The organism is Rothia endophytica, assembly GCF_039543885.1.
GTDB lineage: Bacteria > Actinomycetota > Actinomycetes > Actinomycetales > Micrococcaceae > Rothia > Rothia endophytica.
The window spans coordinates 344,196-357,136 of sequence record NZ_BAABKP010000001.1; the positions used below are offsets into that span (position 1 = coordinate 344,196).

Annotated in this window: 10 protein-coding genes; 3 read left to right on the top strand and 7 right to left on the bottom strand. The window is 58.0% G+C overall.

Annotated elements, in window-relative coordinates:
* Positions 1–717 (bottom strand): glutamine amidotransferase, encoded by a 717-nt coding sequence (locus ABD982_RS01580; protein WP_345443888.1) that lies wholly within the window; start codon positions 715–717, stop codon positions 1–3.
* Positions 718–958: 241 nt separating this feature from the next.
* Here ABD982_RS01580 and clpB point away from each other — a divergent pair, with 241 nt between their 5' ends.
* The 3 genes from clpB (at position 959) to ABD982_RS01595 (ending at position 5,002) form a co-directional block, all read left to right on the top strand.
* On the top strand, positions 959–3,550 hold the full coding sequence (clpB, locus tag ABD982_RS01585; protein WP_345443891.1) for an ATP-dependent chaperone ClpB: 2,592 nt from the start codon (positions 959–961) through the stop codon (positions 3,548–3,550).
* A gap of 107 nt (positions 3,551–3,657) precedes the next feature.
* Positions 3,658–4,617: a Sir2 family NAD-dependent protein deacetylase gene (locus ABD982_RS01590; protein ID WP_345443894.1), complete on the top strand. Its 960-nt coding sequence runs from the start codon at positions 3,658–3,660 to the stop codon at positions 4,615–4,617.
* A gap of 175 nt (positions 4,618–4,792) precedes the next feature.
* Complete coding sequence (locus tag ABD982_RS01595; protein WP_251379385.1) at positions 4,793–5,002, top strand: DUF3073 domain-containing protein; 210 nt, start codon at positions 4,793–4,795, stop codon at positions 5,000–5,002.
* Positions 5,003–5,175: 173 nt separating this feature from the next.
* Here the strand turns inward: ABD982_RS01595 and purM are convergent, their stop codons facing one another.
* The 6 genes from purM to ABD982_RS01625 all read right to left on the bottom strand — a co-directional run bounded on the left by purM (position 5,176) and on the right by ABD982_RS01625 (position 12,888).
* Positions 5,176–6,315, bottom strand: coding sequence for a phosphoribosylformylglycinamidine cyclo-ligase (gene purM, locus ABD982_RS01600; RefSeq protein WP_251379384.1), 1,140 nt, complete (start codon positions 6,313–6,315; stop codon positions 5,176–5,178).
* A complete protein-coding gene (gene purF, locus ABD982_RS01605; protein WP_345445730.1) occupies positions 6,315–8,042 on the bottom strand; it encodes an amidophosphoribosyltransferase in 1,728 nt (575 codons plus the stop codon). The genes purM and purF overlap by 1 nt, the downstream gene beginning before the upstream one ends.
* Before the next feature lie 161 nt (positions 8,043–8,203).
* The gene (locus ABD982_RS01610) at positions 8,204–8,542 is read right to left on the bottom strand and encodes a hypothetical protein (protein WP_251379383.1); all 339 of its coding nucleotides are present in this window, start codon (positions 8,540–8,542) and stop codon (positions 8,204–8,206) included.
* Positions 8,543–8,675: 133 nt separating this feature from the next.
* The gene (locus ABD982_RS01615) at positions 8,676–9,059 is read right to left on the bottom strand and encodes a sterol carrier family protein (RefSeq protein ID WP_345443899.1); all 384 of its coding nucleotides are present in this window, start codon (positions 9,057–9,059) and stop codon (positions 8,676–8,678) included.
* Positions 9,059–10,057, bottom strand: coding sequence for an asparaginase (locus tag ABD982_RS01620; RefSeq protein WP_345443902.1), 999 nt, complete (start codon positions 10,055–10,057; stop codon positions 9,059–9,061). Before ABD982_RS01620 ends, ABD982_RS01615 begins: the two co-directional genes overlap by 1 nt.
* Before the next feature lie 119 nt (positions 10,058–10,176).
* The gene (locus ABD982_RS01625) at positions 10,177–12,888 is read right to left on the bottom strand and encodes an MMPL family transporter (protein WP_345443905.1); all 2,712 of its coding nucleotides are present in this window, start codon (positions 12,886–12,888) and stop codon (positions 10,177–10,179) included.
* Between the last annotated feature and the right edge of the window lie 53 nt (positions 12,889–12,941).

Consider the following 12,941-nt stretch of genomic DNA (forward strand, 5'->3'; position numbering starts at 1 on the left):
TCAGAGGCCCACCGCGTCCAGCCAACCGTTGAGTACCTGGGTGGACGCTGCCGTCAAATCCTCTGCGTACTGGGACGCTTCGCGCCTGAAGACCGCGATATCCTGGCCCGAGTCAACGATGTCGGCGGTGTAGGCAATGAGCCACTGCTCAACCTTACGGGGGTCAACTTCTAGGTGAAACTGTAGGGCTAGGGCGAAAGGCTTCCCTGCTTCGTCTTCAAGAGTGAAAGCTTGGTTCTCAAAATCAGAGGTGGTTGCCAGTGTTTCTCTGTCGGCGGGAATGCTGAACTGATCCCCGTGCCAGTGCAGAACGGGCGTGTTGCCAAGGGGAGCTAGCACGGAGTTCTTACCAGCTTCGGTGAGTTCCACCGGGGAGTAGCCCAGTTCTAGAACGCCGGAGGCGCTGATCTCGGCGCCAGCTGCCATGGCGATTTGCTGGGCACCTAGGCAGATGCCTAAAACGGGTTTTTGCGACCCTAGACGGTTCTTGATGAGCTCAACCTCCTCAAAGAGGAAGGGGTAGCTCTGGGTGTCGTTCACGCTAATGGGGGCACCTAAAATAATTAAGAGATCGGCCTCTTGAACCTCAGGAATATTGAGAGAATCAATGCCAGCATCGCGGTATTCAACGGTGAAACCACGGTCTTCAAGGAGCTGCTCGTAAATACCGAGATCTTCGAATGCTACATGGCGGATGGCATATGCTGTGCGAGTCATGGATCCTCTTTAGGTAATGGGGTGAGTGCTGCCATGTCAGTCTACTGAGATGTGCCAGAGGTTACTAGTTGATACTCGCTGGTTGAGATGTCTCCAAAAATTACTGAACGATACTAGCGCAAATAAGTTGAGTGAGGTAGACTCAACTTATAGAAAGGATGCAGCTAGGTCGGTTCCACCGGTTGTAGCGAGCGTCCACCACCAACCTTAAATATCAACCTCCTCGTAGAAAGAAGACAACATGAACGCTCAATTCACCACCAAGAGCCAAGAAGTTCTCTCGGCAGCCAATATGAATGCTCAAACTGCGGGCAATCCTAATTTAGACACCGCTCACCTGCTGAAGGCCCTCATGGATCAGCGTGATGGTGTGGCGGTAGCTGTGCTCAAAGCTGCAGGACTGGATGTCGATGTTATCTCGGTTGCTGCCTCCACCCTCATTAAGAAACTGCCCAAGGCGGCCGGCTCATCCGTAGCCCAGGCCCAACCTTCCCGTGCCCTGCTCACTGCCCTGCAAAATGCGCAAAACAAAGCAACAGAGCTGGGTGATACCTATATTTCCACCGAAGTCTTACTGCTGGGCCTTGCCGCAGGAAACGACGACACCGCTCGCGCCCTCGAAGCAGAAGGCGCGACCGCTAATCGTCTAGAAACCACCATTAAAGAAATGAGAGGGGAGCGAACTGTGAACACTCCTGACCCCGAGGGCACCTTTGATGCCCTGACTAAGTACGGCACCGATTTGACCGCCATCGCACGCGAAGGCAAACTAGACCCGGTCATTGGTCGCGACAGCGAAATTCGCCGCGTGGTCCAGGTGCTCTCCCGCCGCACCAAGAACAACCCCGTGCTCATCGGCGAACCCGGCGTCGGTAAAACTGCCGTTGTAGAAGGGCTGGCCCAGCGCATGGTCTCCGGGGACGTACCCGAATCTCTGCGCGGCAAGACCCTCATCTCCCTAGATCTGGGAGCTATGGTGGCAGGTGCCAAGTACCGCGGTGAATTTGAAGAACGCCTCAAAGCAGTGCTTGAAGAAATCAAGGCCTCAGAAGGGCAAATCGTCACCTTCATCGACGAAATCCACACCGTAGTTGGTGCCGGTGCCACCGAAGGTTCTATGGACGCCGGTAACATGCTCAAGCCCATGCTGGCCCGCGGTGAACTGCGCCTGATTGGTGCCACCACCCTGGATGAATACCGCGAGAACATCGAAAAGGACGCTGCTCTTGAGCGTCGTTTCCAGCAGGTCTACGTAGGCGAACCCAGCGTGGAAGACACCATCGCTATTCTGCGCGGCCTCAAGGAACGCTACGAAGCGCATCACAAGGTTGCAATTGCTGACTCGGCCCTAGTTGCCGCAGCTAGCCTGTCTAACCGTTACATTCCTAGCCGCCAGCTACCCGATAAGGCCATTGACCTGATCGACGAGGCAGCTAGTCGCCTGCGCATGGAAATTGATTCGGCCCCCGAAGAAATTGACCAGCTACGCCGTGCTGTTGACCGTCTGACGATGGAAGAACTGGCGCTCGCTAACGAAACTGACCCCGCCTCCGTCGAACGCCTCGAAGCCCTGCGCGCTGACATAGCGGATAAGAAGGAAACTCTGGACGCCCTCAACGCCCGCTGGGAAGCCGAGAAGGCTGGTCTTAACCGGGTGGGTGACCTCAAAACCCAAATCGATGAGCTGCGTTCTAAAGCAGAAGTAGCCCAGCGCGAAGGTAACCTGGGGGAAGCTTCCCGTATTCTTTACGGCGAGATTCCCTCTCTGGAAGCTGAGCTGGTTGCCGCCCAGCAGGCAGAGAGTACCTCTGCTAACACTGAAGCTATGGTGTCTGAGGAAGTCACCGCTGATGACATCGCAGAAGTTATCTCAGCCTGGACCGGCATCCCCGCTGGCCGCATGCTGACCGGCGAAACCGAGAAGCTGCTCAACATGGAAGCCGAACTGGGTAAGCGTCTCATCGGTCAGTCCAAGGCTGTAACCGCTGTTGCGGACGCTGTGCGCCGTTCCCGCGCAGGTATCTCTGACCCCGACCGTCCCATTGGCTCCTTCCTCTTCCTGGGCCCCACGGGCGTCGGTAAGACTGAGCTTGCCAAGGCGCTGGCGGAGTTCCAGTTCGACGATGAACGCGCACTAGTGCGCATCGACATGAGCGAATACTCAGAGAAGCACGCTGTTTCTCGCTTGGTTGGTGCCCCTCCCGGGTACGTCGGCTACGAAGAGGGCGGCCAGCTGACCGAAGCTGTACGCCGCCGCCCCTACTCCGTCGTCCTGCTGGACGAGGTGGAAAAGGCTCACCCAGAGGTCTTCGACATTCTGCTGCAGGTGCTGGACGATGGCCGCCTCACCGACGGTCAGGGGCGTACCGTGGACTTCCGCAACGTCATCCTGATTCTGACCTCCAACCTGGGCTCCCAGTTCCTGATTGATCAGGAACTGGACGAAGATGCCCGCCGCTCTGCGGTGATGGGAGTAGTGAATGCCAGCTTCAAGCCGGAGTTCCTCAACCGCCTGGACGAGGTCATCATCTTTGATCCCCTCTCACCCGATGAGCTGAGCTCCATCGTTGGGCTGCAAATCGCAGCTCTGAGCAAGCGCCTGGAAGACCGCCGCCTGACCTTGGATGTCTCCCCGGCAGCTATTGAATGGCTGGGGCTGGCTGGTTATGACCCCGCCTACGGTGCCCGCCCGCTCCGCCGCCTGGTGCAGCGAGAAATCGGTGACCGCCTGGCTAAGGGAATCTTGGCTGGGGCTATCAAGGACGGCGACACCGTGCGGGTGGACGTTAACCCGGATGTTGCCACCGAGGGTCTAACGGTTACTGCCGCATAAACCTTAACAAAGAGGTGGGTATGTTTATAGCCAGTTGGCGAGAACATACCCACCTCTTTGCCATGCCTGAAGGTAAGCAGGATTCCACCCCTCAGTAAGATAGACCTATGGCCATTGATACCCGATTTGCAGGTGCCGCTGAGAGCATCAGCGCTCATGCCGATATTGCCGCAACCCACCGTGCCGCGCTGCGCTCCATTGAGCGAGTGGTGAGCGAAACCGCAGAGCCCACAGACCCTGCTACTGCTATGGCTGGTATCCGGGCTCTGCTAGATGCCGGCGATGTCCTGGCATTGACCGGCGCGGGTATCTCCACTGGCTCAGGCATACCGGACTACCGAGGCCCTGCGGGCTCTCTTAAAAACCATCGGCCCATGACCTATCAGGAATTCAAATACGACGAGGTTGCCCGGCAGCGCTACTGGGCACGGTCCTTTGTGGGTTGGCGACAGATGAGCCGCGCCCGCCCCAATACTGCCCACTACCTGTTGGCGGATCTTCAAGCGCAGGGGAAGCTGGCTGGCATCATTACCCAGAACGTGGACGGGCTCCACACTAGTGCGGGGGCGAAGGATGTGCTCACCCTGCACGGGGATTTATCCACCATTGAGTGCCTGGACTGTGGTGCACATGAGAGCCGTGAATCGTTGGACTCCCGTATCGACGCCGCCAACCCCGGTTACCTTACCCGCCTGACTGGCACCGACCTGCGAGTCAACCCGGACGGTGACGTTGACCTGGCTGACCGTTTCATTCGTGATTTCAGCATGGTGCACTGCCTTGCCTGCGGCTCCACCAAACTCAAACCGGCGGTAGTCTATTTTGGTGAAGCGGTGCCGGCGGCTCGAAAAGAGGCGGTAAAGCGCTTGGGTGAACAGGCGTCCTCCCTACTGGTGTTGGGTTCGTCCCTAGCCGTGATGAGCTCCTACAAAATTGCCCTCGATTTTATCCGCGCGGACAAGCCTATCGCGGTGGTTAACCAGGGCCCCGGCAGAGCAGATGCCAAGGCTAACTACCTGTGGAGAGCTGATGTGGCGGATGCTCTCTATGTTCTGACTGCTCAGTAAAACGACCGTTCTCTATACATGTGACTACATTCTTACGTCTCAACCGGCAGAGCGAGAGGAAAATGGCCGCAAAAACCTGTACCCTTATATACAGAAAAGACTGAAGGTTTTTCTGGTACCCTTGTGCGTGCATAAGCAGGTGACCAGATACGAGCGATAAAGAGGGGGTCTCGCCATGGGGCGCGGCCGTCAAAAGGCTAAAGCAACACGTCAGGCTCGGGAGATGAAGTACTTCAGCCCCGAGACAGATTACACTGCACTTGAAAAAGAACTCAGCAAAAGCACGGGTTCTAGCAACCGATCATCTGCCCACCCACGGCGCGATGATGAAGAAGACTATTCGCAGTACGCAGATAAATATTCTGACGACTACGACGGTAGATAACCCGCGCCCAGCGCGGGTTCTTCCCGTTATATTAGGCACCTGCCGCGCTGAGCGGCTAGGTGCCTTTTCTTTGACCTACCTCAAAGAAAAAGGGGCCAGATTCTTTTGAAGAGATCCCCATGCTCATGGTCTCTTCTAAAAAATCTGGCCCCTTTGCTGTGGCCTTTAGGGCTTTAGGCGTAGTTGCCCAGCAACACTGCCGCACCGCCGTCCACGCCCTTAGCCCCCTGAACGTAGTCGGCGTTGCTCTGATAGGCGCCGGTATCTGCCTCCACGGTTCCCAGAACCCAGCTAGGTAGACCGCGCTTGTTGAGACGCTCCACGGCAGCATCGGCAACGCTGGGGTCAACCACAGCGATCATGCCAACACCCAGGTTGAGGGTGCGCTCCAAGTCAGCCTGAGGCACAGAGCCCAGCTCGCCGACCAGACGAAAGATGGCGGGGATTTCCCAGCTGGAACGGTCCACTAGGCCCACGGTGCCGCGGGGCAGCACACGTGCCAGGTTAGCGGACAGACCGCCGCCGGTGACGTGAGAGAAACCGCGGATACCGCTACCGGTTTGGCCGTCTTCGCCGTTGACGGGGAAAGCCTCAATCAGATCAAGGCAATCCGCGGTGTAGATGCGGGTGGGTTCCAGCAGTTCTTCGCCCAGGGTGCGGCCCAGCTCATCCACCTGGCGTTCTAGACCCCAGCCCGCAACGTTAATAACCTTGCGCACCAGTGAGTAACCGTTGGAGTGGATGCCGGAGGAGGCCATAGCAATCAGCACATCACCCTCGCGTACCCGCTCAGGGCCCAAAAGCTCATCTGCCTCAACGATACCGGTTGCCGCACCAGCGACGTCGTACTCACCTTCAGCCAGCAGACCGGGGTGCTCAGCGGTTTCACCCCCCACCAGGGCGGTACCAGCCAGGGAGCAGCCCTCAGCGATGCCGCGCACGATATCGGCCACGCGCTCGGGTACCACCTTGCCGGTGGCGATGTAGTCGGTCATAAAGAGAGGGCGAGCACCGGTCACCACGATGTCATCAACCACCATACCCACCAGGTCATGGCCAATGGTGTGGTGAATGTCCAGAGCCTGCGCAATCGCTACCTTGGTGCCCACACCGTCGGTGGAAGTCGCCAGGTAAGGCTTACGGTAATCCTTCAGAACAGAGAGGTCAAAGAGGCCAGCAAAACCGCCGACCCCGCCCACCACACCGGCGGTGTGGGTTGCCTTGACTGCGTCCTTCATCAGCTCTACGGCGCGGTCACCTGCCTCAACGTCCACACCTGCTGAAGCGTAGGTTACTGCCTTATTTGCGGTCATTATGAGCCCTTCTGAGTGATGGGTGAAACTTTGTCTTCGGGGAGGACGAGCGCCTCAAGATCGGCGTCTGGCCCTGGTTCGCACCCGGTCTTAGTGACGGACTGCTGCCCGGGGCTCTGAGGAGCGGAGAACTTCTGCTCGAGGGTCTCGGTGCCTGGACGGGTATCAATCGAAACTGCTGTGGCATGCTCTGGCTTATGGGCAACCTCGCGCTCTACCGTTACCTCAGCAGCGGTACCGGCTAGAGGGCCACCGTTCTTTTCAGCATCGAAAATTGCTTTGCCCCGGCGCTCTTGAGCAGGAAGGGGGATGGGATAGTTGCCCGTGAAACAGGCGGTGCAAAGACGCTCGCGGGGCTGCTCGGTAGCGGCAATCATGCCCTCTTCAGAGATGTATCCCAGAGAATCTGCACCCAGTGACTTGCCGATTTCTTCAATGGTTAGACCGTTAGCCACCAGCTCAGAGCGGGAAGCAAAGTCAATACCGTAAAAGCAGGGCCATTTAACGGGTGGGGAGGAAATCCGCACGTGCACCTCTTTAGCCCCGGCCTCTCGTAGCATACGGACTAGGGCGCGCTGGGTGTTACCGCGCACGATGGAGTCATCAATGACGACTAGACGCTTACCTTCCACCACGCTGCGTAAGGGGTTGAGCTTGAGCCTAATGCCTAACTGGCGGATGGTCTGCGAGGGCTGAATAAAGGTTCTGCCCACGTAGGCATTCTTGACGAGGCCGTTGCCAAAGGGAATGCCCGACTCCTCAGCGTAGCCGATGGCCGCCGGGGTGCCGGATTCTGGGGTAGGCATCACGAGGTCTGCTTCAACCTTATGCTCGCGCGCCAGCTGACGCCCCATTTCAACTCGGGACTCGTACACGCTCCGTCCACTAATAGTGGTGTCGGGGCGGGCCAAGTAAACATACTCGAAGACACACCCTGCTGGCTTGGCCTCAGCGAAGCGCTGGGAGCGTAGGCCGTCGGCATCGATAGTGATGAATTCACCGGGTTCAACCTCGCGCACGAGAGAAGCACCAACGATATCCAGAGCAGCGGTTTCCGAGGCTATGACCCAGCCGCGATCCAGCCTGCCCAAGACGAGCGGACGCACGCCCTGGGGGTCACGCGCCGCATAGAGAGTTTCCTCATCCATGAACACCAGGCAGAAGGCACCAGAGAGCGTCGGCAACAAATCAAGAGCTGCCTCCTCGAGGCTCTCAAAATGATGGTCCTTCAACAGAGCCGTGACCAGCGCGGTGTCGGTCGTATTGCCCTGGGCTAGTTCGCCGCGTTCAGGGCGTTTGCCATCATTCTTCTGTAGCAGACGATCGTAGAGATCTGCTGAGTTGACCAGGTTGCCGTTATGCGCCAGCGCTAGGGTGCCGTGGGGAGTGTCGCCCAAGGTAGGCTGCGCGTTCTGCCATATATTGCCACCGGTGGTTGAGTAGCGGCAATGCCCGATAGCCATATGGCCCGGCAGGGAGTTCAAAGTGGTTTCGTCAAACACCTGGGAAACCAGCCCAATATCCTTATAGACGCTAAGGTGCTTGCCATCGCTGGTTGCGATACCAGCAGACTCCTGGCCGCGGTGCTGTAAGGCATAAAGACCGTAATACGTAAGTTTTGCGACGTCCTCACCGGGAGCCCACACACCAAAGACACCGCATTCGTCTTTGGGGCCGTGGTCTAGGGGATCGAGATCGTGGGTGAGTTTTCCATCGGAACGAGCCAAAGCGCGAGTTTCCATCTCTTCTCGTGTAGTGGTTAGCCTCGTCACTGCCGCGCGGGGTGGGGTGGGTGAGCGAGCGAACAAGCCTAGTTTACCTGTTGCGAAGAGCTTAAAGAAGAAAAGCCCACCAGCGGCGTGTACATTCGCGCTGATGGGCTAATCATCTAGACAACATCTGTGGTGGCGTCATAGACCTTGGGTCGCTTGGACGAGCGGCGATCCAGCAACAGCGCTAATACTATGAACAGTGCGGTGCAGGCAGTTCCAAAAATTACCGCCATAATCCCGTACACCGCACCAAAGGTGTAGTTCTCGTTTTCAGGGCCCAGAAGAGTAACTACAAACGCAACGATTAAGCCAAGAATCAGCCCTGTAATGGCAAAAGCAGGGATGGACGGCGCACGGCGCACGGTCAGTTGCGCGCGTTCTGGTGCAGTAGCAGGGTTAAAGTGCTGGCCCAGGGAATATTGGGTTTCTTCGGTCTTCTCAGAAGGGGTGCTCATGGGGCTTAACTTTACCCGGTTTAGAGCGTGTCTGGGGGAGCAGTCTATCTAGCGCTTAACTGACGCACCAGCCCCACGATGATGAGTTGGCGAGAGGGCGCCCCACCCAGCTAGTGATTAATGCGTCGAATCTTTAGAAGAGCGGCAGGTAGTCGCTTAAATCTGAGCGCAGCCCGGATGCTGAGATGAGTGCAACTTTCTCGCCCCAGGTGGCAAAGCCCAGAGCAACTTGGCACCAGGTCAGCGCGTCTGCTTCCACCACGTTGGGCGGGGTGCCGCGAGTATGTCGAGGCCCCGCCACGCACTGTGTCACACCAAAGGGCGGTACCCGTACTTCCACCGAGTTACCGGGAGCCAAGGTTGCCAGTTCCTCCAGCAGATAACGGACGCCGGTTGCCCGAACGGTGCGGGGCAGAGCAGCAAAATCTGTGGCTGGGTCAGCTGAGCCCAGGGTTTGTTTGATGGCGGCAAGAGCCGCCGCCCCGGCGTCCTCAGATACCTTACGCCGGATCGCCATTAAAGCAGCCCCTCAAAAGCTGCCCCCGGTCTGATAGCGCCCACGGGGGCGCCGCCACCGACGATGGGGAAGGTGGTAGCTGTTACCGCACGGTCAGCTACATCAGCTTCGATGAGCCCGGCCACCTGTAAAGCGCGAACTGCCACCAGAGATGCTGCCCGGTTGGAGCCGTCCAGCATTTTGACAGCTACGGCTGCCCCACCTTGCATGCCAATGGCCAGAACACCCTCGGCACCACGCTTCACCACGGCATCTAGGGTTTCAGACAGGACGGTATCGCTGGCGCCTACCCCGTGCACGTATTCTGGGTAGTCGATCATGGCGGTGGCAACGGTAGCTGCGCGGGCATCCGCCTTAATGTTGTAGGCGGCAGCGCCCAGCGTTGAATACGCGTGGGCTAAGCCGGTCAGGGATGTTGCTGCCAGGGTAGCGCCGCAGCCATCAACGGAAACATGCTGGGCAGTCTCACCGGTGTAGTCCTCAATGGTCTGTAGAACCAGCTGCTGCAAGGGGTGCTGGGGTTCAAGATAGGTGGCGGTGTCCCAGCCTGATTTCACGCAACCCCAGAGAAAAGCTGCGTGCTTACCTGAACAGTTAAAGGCTAGTTTCTGCTTGCCGTGACCTGCCTGCACGAGGGCATGATAGCTAGGCTCATCGGCGGGCCAGGCTGCCGGGCACTGCAGGTCATCAGCGGTCAAACCAGCTTCAGCAAGGACGGCCTGAGTCACCTTCATATGTTCAAAGGAGCCGGTGTGGGAGCCAGAAGCTAGAGCAATCTGCGCTCCTTGCAACTCAGCCCCCGCGTTCATCGAGGCAATGGTTTGCAGGGGCTTGAGAGCTGAGCGGGCATAAATCAACTCATCGGGTGCCCCAGCGGAGAAAGCGACCTGGCCGGCGGCGTCCAACACCACCACCGAACCTACGTGGCGGGATTCGGTAAAGCCTCCGCGGGTGACGACGGCGAGTTCGGCTGCTTGGTCAGCGGTAAAAGTCTGCATGGGCCAAGTCTACTGGGGCCGTTTATCTCTCGTATTTCTCCCGCACAAAGTTTTCGCCCGAAAGGGGTTAAAAACTGGCTGCTTTTAACTCCTTTCGGGCGAAAAGTTTTACCGGGTGCCTAGCGCGCCTTCGTCATTTTAGCTTCGAGCTTGGTGCCCTCAACATCCAGATCAGGTAGCGCCTTATCGAGCCAGCTGGGAATCCACCAGACCCGCTCACCGAGAAGATACATGAGCGCCGGAATCAGCGTCATACGAACCAGGAAGGCGTCAAAGAGGACGCCGGCGGCGAGGATGAAGCCGATAGAAGCAATCATGGGATCACCCGAGAAAACGAAGCCGATAAAGACACCGGCCATAATGAGGGCCGCTGCGGTGACCACCTTGGCCCCGTGATGGTAGCCGATAACCACAGCCTTTTGAGCTCCGCGCCCCCGACTATGGGCCTCTTTCATGCCGGATACTAGGAAGAGCTGGTAGTCCATGGCTAGACCGAAGAGGATGCCGACGGCGAGGATAGGCAAGAAGGAGAGGATGGGCCCGGGCGTAGAAACACCGAAGAGCTCACTAGCCCAGCCCCACTGGAATACCGCCACAGTGGCACCCAACGCTGCCAACAACGAGAAGAGGAAGCCAATGGTTGCGGTGACTGGCACCAGGATGGAACGGAAGACCAGAACGAGCACCAGAAGCGAAAGGCCAATGACGATCCCCACGTAGATGGGTAGCACCCGGTAAAGGTTCTCTGAGATATCGATATTCATGGCGGTTTGGCCGGTAACACCGAAGTTAACCTGCCCCCGGTCGGTATCCAGGGTCAGCGCTCGCAGCTCGTGCACCAGAGCGGTGGTTGACTCTGAGTTGGGGCCCTCGGCGGGAACAACCTGATAGAGCACAGCTGAGTGATCCTCGGCGATGAGTGCTGGAATCACGCTGACGACGTGGTCCTGTTCCAAAATGTCCTGGCCGATATCTACCTGAAGCGCTGCGGCTTCATCCTCAGTGGTGCCTTCGGGGAGGCGCGCCGCCGCGATTACGGTGCCGTTGCGGCCCTCACCGAAGGTATCAGCAATGAGGTTATAGCTAATGTTAGCTGCCGAATCAGTGGGCTGGGAGGAACCGTCGGGCAGCCCTAAACGCATATCCGCTACCGGTAGTGAGAGAGCGCCCAGAGCCAAAACTACTGCAGCGATGGTGAGCAGAGGCTTTTTGAGGACCGTCGCAATCCAGCCGGTTTTCTTCTCTTCGTGAGTTTGAGCCGCTGCGTGTGCTTCTGCACGGACGCTGGCCGCGGCCTCAGAGGGGTCTTCGGACGCGGTCTGCTCAGCGCGCTTCTGGAGGTGGGCGCGGTGCTTCTTGCTGATGAGGCGCCATCCTATCAGAGACAGCACAGCGGGGGAGAAGGTAACTGATACGGCTACCGCTATGAAAACAGCGAAGGCAGCAGCGTTACCCATGGTGGAAAGGAAGGGGATACCCACCACGTTGAGACCCAACAGGGCAATCATCACGGTGATACCGGCGAAGACCACGGCACCACCTGCGGTACCCGTTGCCAGCGCGATGGAAGGTCGAATGCCCATTCCCTGCGCTAGGTTATTGCGGTGTCGGTTGAGAATAAAGAGGGTGTAGTCGATGCCAACGGCCAGGCCCAGCATGGTACCCAGGGTGGGGGTAGTGCTGGTCATGTCGATGACGCCTGAGAGCGCTAGAGTGCCCAGAGCGGAGGCACCTACCCCGATGAGGGCCATGAGAATGGGCAGACCGGCGGCCACAAGGGTGCCCAGCATGATAAAGAGAATGATGAAAGCAATTGCCACACCAATAATCTCGGCCGTCATGTTCATGTGGGTTTCAACGCCCTGCATGGTCTGGTCGAAGGTGACTTTCAACCCGGCGTCCTCTGCGGCAGTGCTCATTTCGCTGCGGACGGTCTCCAGGTCTTCTGATGAGAGCGCTGTGAGCTCCTTGGTGAAGGTAATTCCTGCAATGGCAGTTGAGCCGTCCTCAGAGATGGAGGTCGCGTCGGAGGTCATGTCCAGCAGAGTCGCATTGCGTTCTAGTTCAGCGGTGCCGGTTTCAAGGTCCGTGCGTCCCTGATCAAGTGCAGCCTGGGCGTCATCCAGTGCCTTGATACCCGCTTCAGCTTCGGTGCGGTTGCGATCAATTTCTGCTTGAGCTTCTTCGAGGGGAGCCCGCTGCTGATCAAGTGCAGTCTGCTGGGCTTCGATCTCACCGAAAGCTTCAGCGGGAGCGTTAGACGCTTCAAGCCCGGCGCGTGCCTCATCGAGTTGTCGCTGGGCATCCTCAAGCTGAGCCTTGCCGGCATCCACGTCTGTTTGGGCTGCGTCTAGGGCAGCGATACCTTTTTCTGCTTCGGGGCGGTTGCGATCAATTTCTGCCTGCCCGCTTTCAATGTCGCGAGAACCGCTCTCAAGCTGGGCGCGGCCTTCTTCTATCTTGGCCTGCCCATCTGCGATTTGGGCTGCCGTTTCAAAGGGGTTGGTGACGCTATCAACGGTTTCAAGCTCCCCAACCCGGGTGAGTGAGCTGGCAAGGGCTGCTTTCTGTTCCTCGGTGAACTCGTTGCCGTCCTGAGTCTGAACAATCGCAGAGCCGGTAGCGGCGTTAGTGTTCATGTCGAAGGTGTCAGCCAGCTCTTCTTGAACCAGCTGCGCTTCGGTGCCGGGAATTGTGATTTCGTTGCTCATTTCGCCCTTGAAAGCGGCATAAGACCCACCGATTCCGGCAAGGATGAGGACCCAAATGCCGATAACGGCCCAGGCGCGCCGGGCAGCAAAACCGCCCAGCCTATAGAGGAGTTGAGACATGCTTATTGGTCAGCTTCCTGTGATGAAAAATTGATGTTCTTGGACGATGAATG

What these genes read in the sequence shown, in the direction of transcription:
- ABD982_RS01580 (WP_345443888.1), bottom strand. Translation starts at nt 717, where the DNA reads ATGACTCGCACAGCATATGCCATCCGCCATGTAGCATTCGAAGATCTC.
- clpB (WP_345443891.1), top strand. Translation starts at nt 959, where the DNA reads ATGAACGCTCAATTCACCACCAAGAGCCAAGAAGTTCTCTCGGCAGCC.
- ABD982_RS01590 (WP_345443894.1), top strand. Translation starts at nt 3,658, where the DNA reads ATGGCCATTGATACCCGATTTGCAGGTGCCGCTGAGAGCATCAGCGCT.
- ABD982_RS01595 (WP_251379385.1), top strand. Translation starts at nt 4,793, where the DNA reads ATGGGGCGCGGCCGTCAAAAGGCTAAAGCAACACGTCAGGCTCGGGAG.
- purM (WP_251379384.1), bottom strand. Translation starts at nt 6,315, where the DNA reads ATGACCGCAAATAAGGCAGTAACCTACGCTTCAGCAGGTGTGGACGTT.
- ABD982_RS01610 (WP_251379383.1), bottom strand. Translation starts at nt 8,542, where the DNA reads ATGAGCACCCCTTCTGAGAAGACCGAAGAAACCCAATATTCCCTGGGC.
- ABD982_RS01615 (WP_345443899.1), bottom strand. Translation starts at nt 9,059, where the DNA reads ATGGCGATCCGGCGTAAGGTATCTGAGGACGCCGGGGCGGCGGCTCTT.
- ABD982_RS01620 (WP_345443902.1), bottom strand. Translation starts at nt 10,057, where the DNA reads ATGCAGACTTTTACCGCTGACCAAGCAGCCGAACTCGCCGTCGTCACC.
- ABD982_RS01625 (WP_345443905.1), bottom strand. Translation starts at nt 12,888, where the DNA reads ATGTCTCAACTCCTCTATAGGCTGGGCGGTTTTGCTGCCCGGCGCGCC.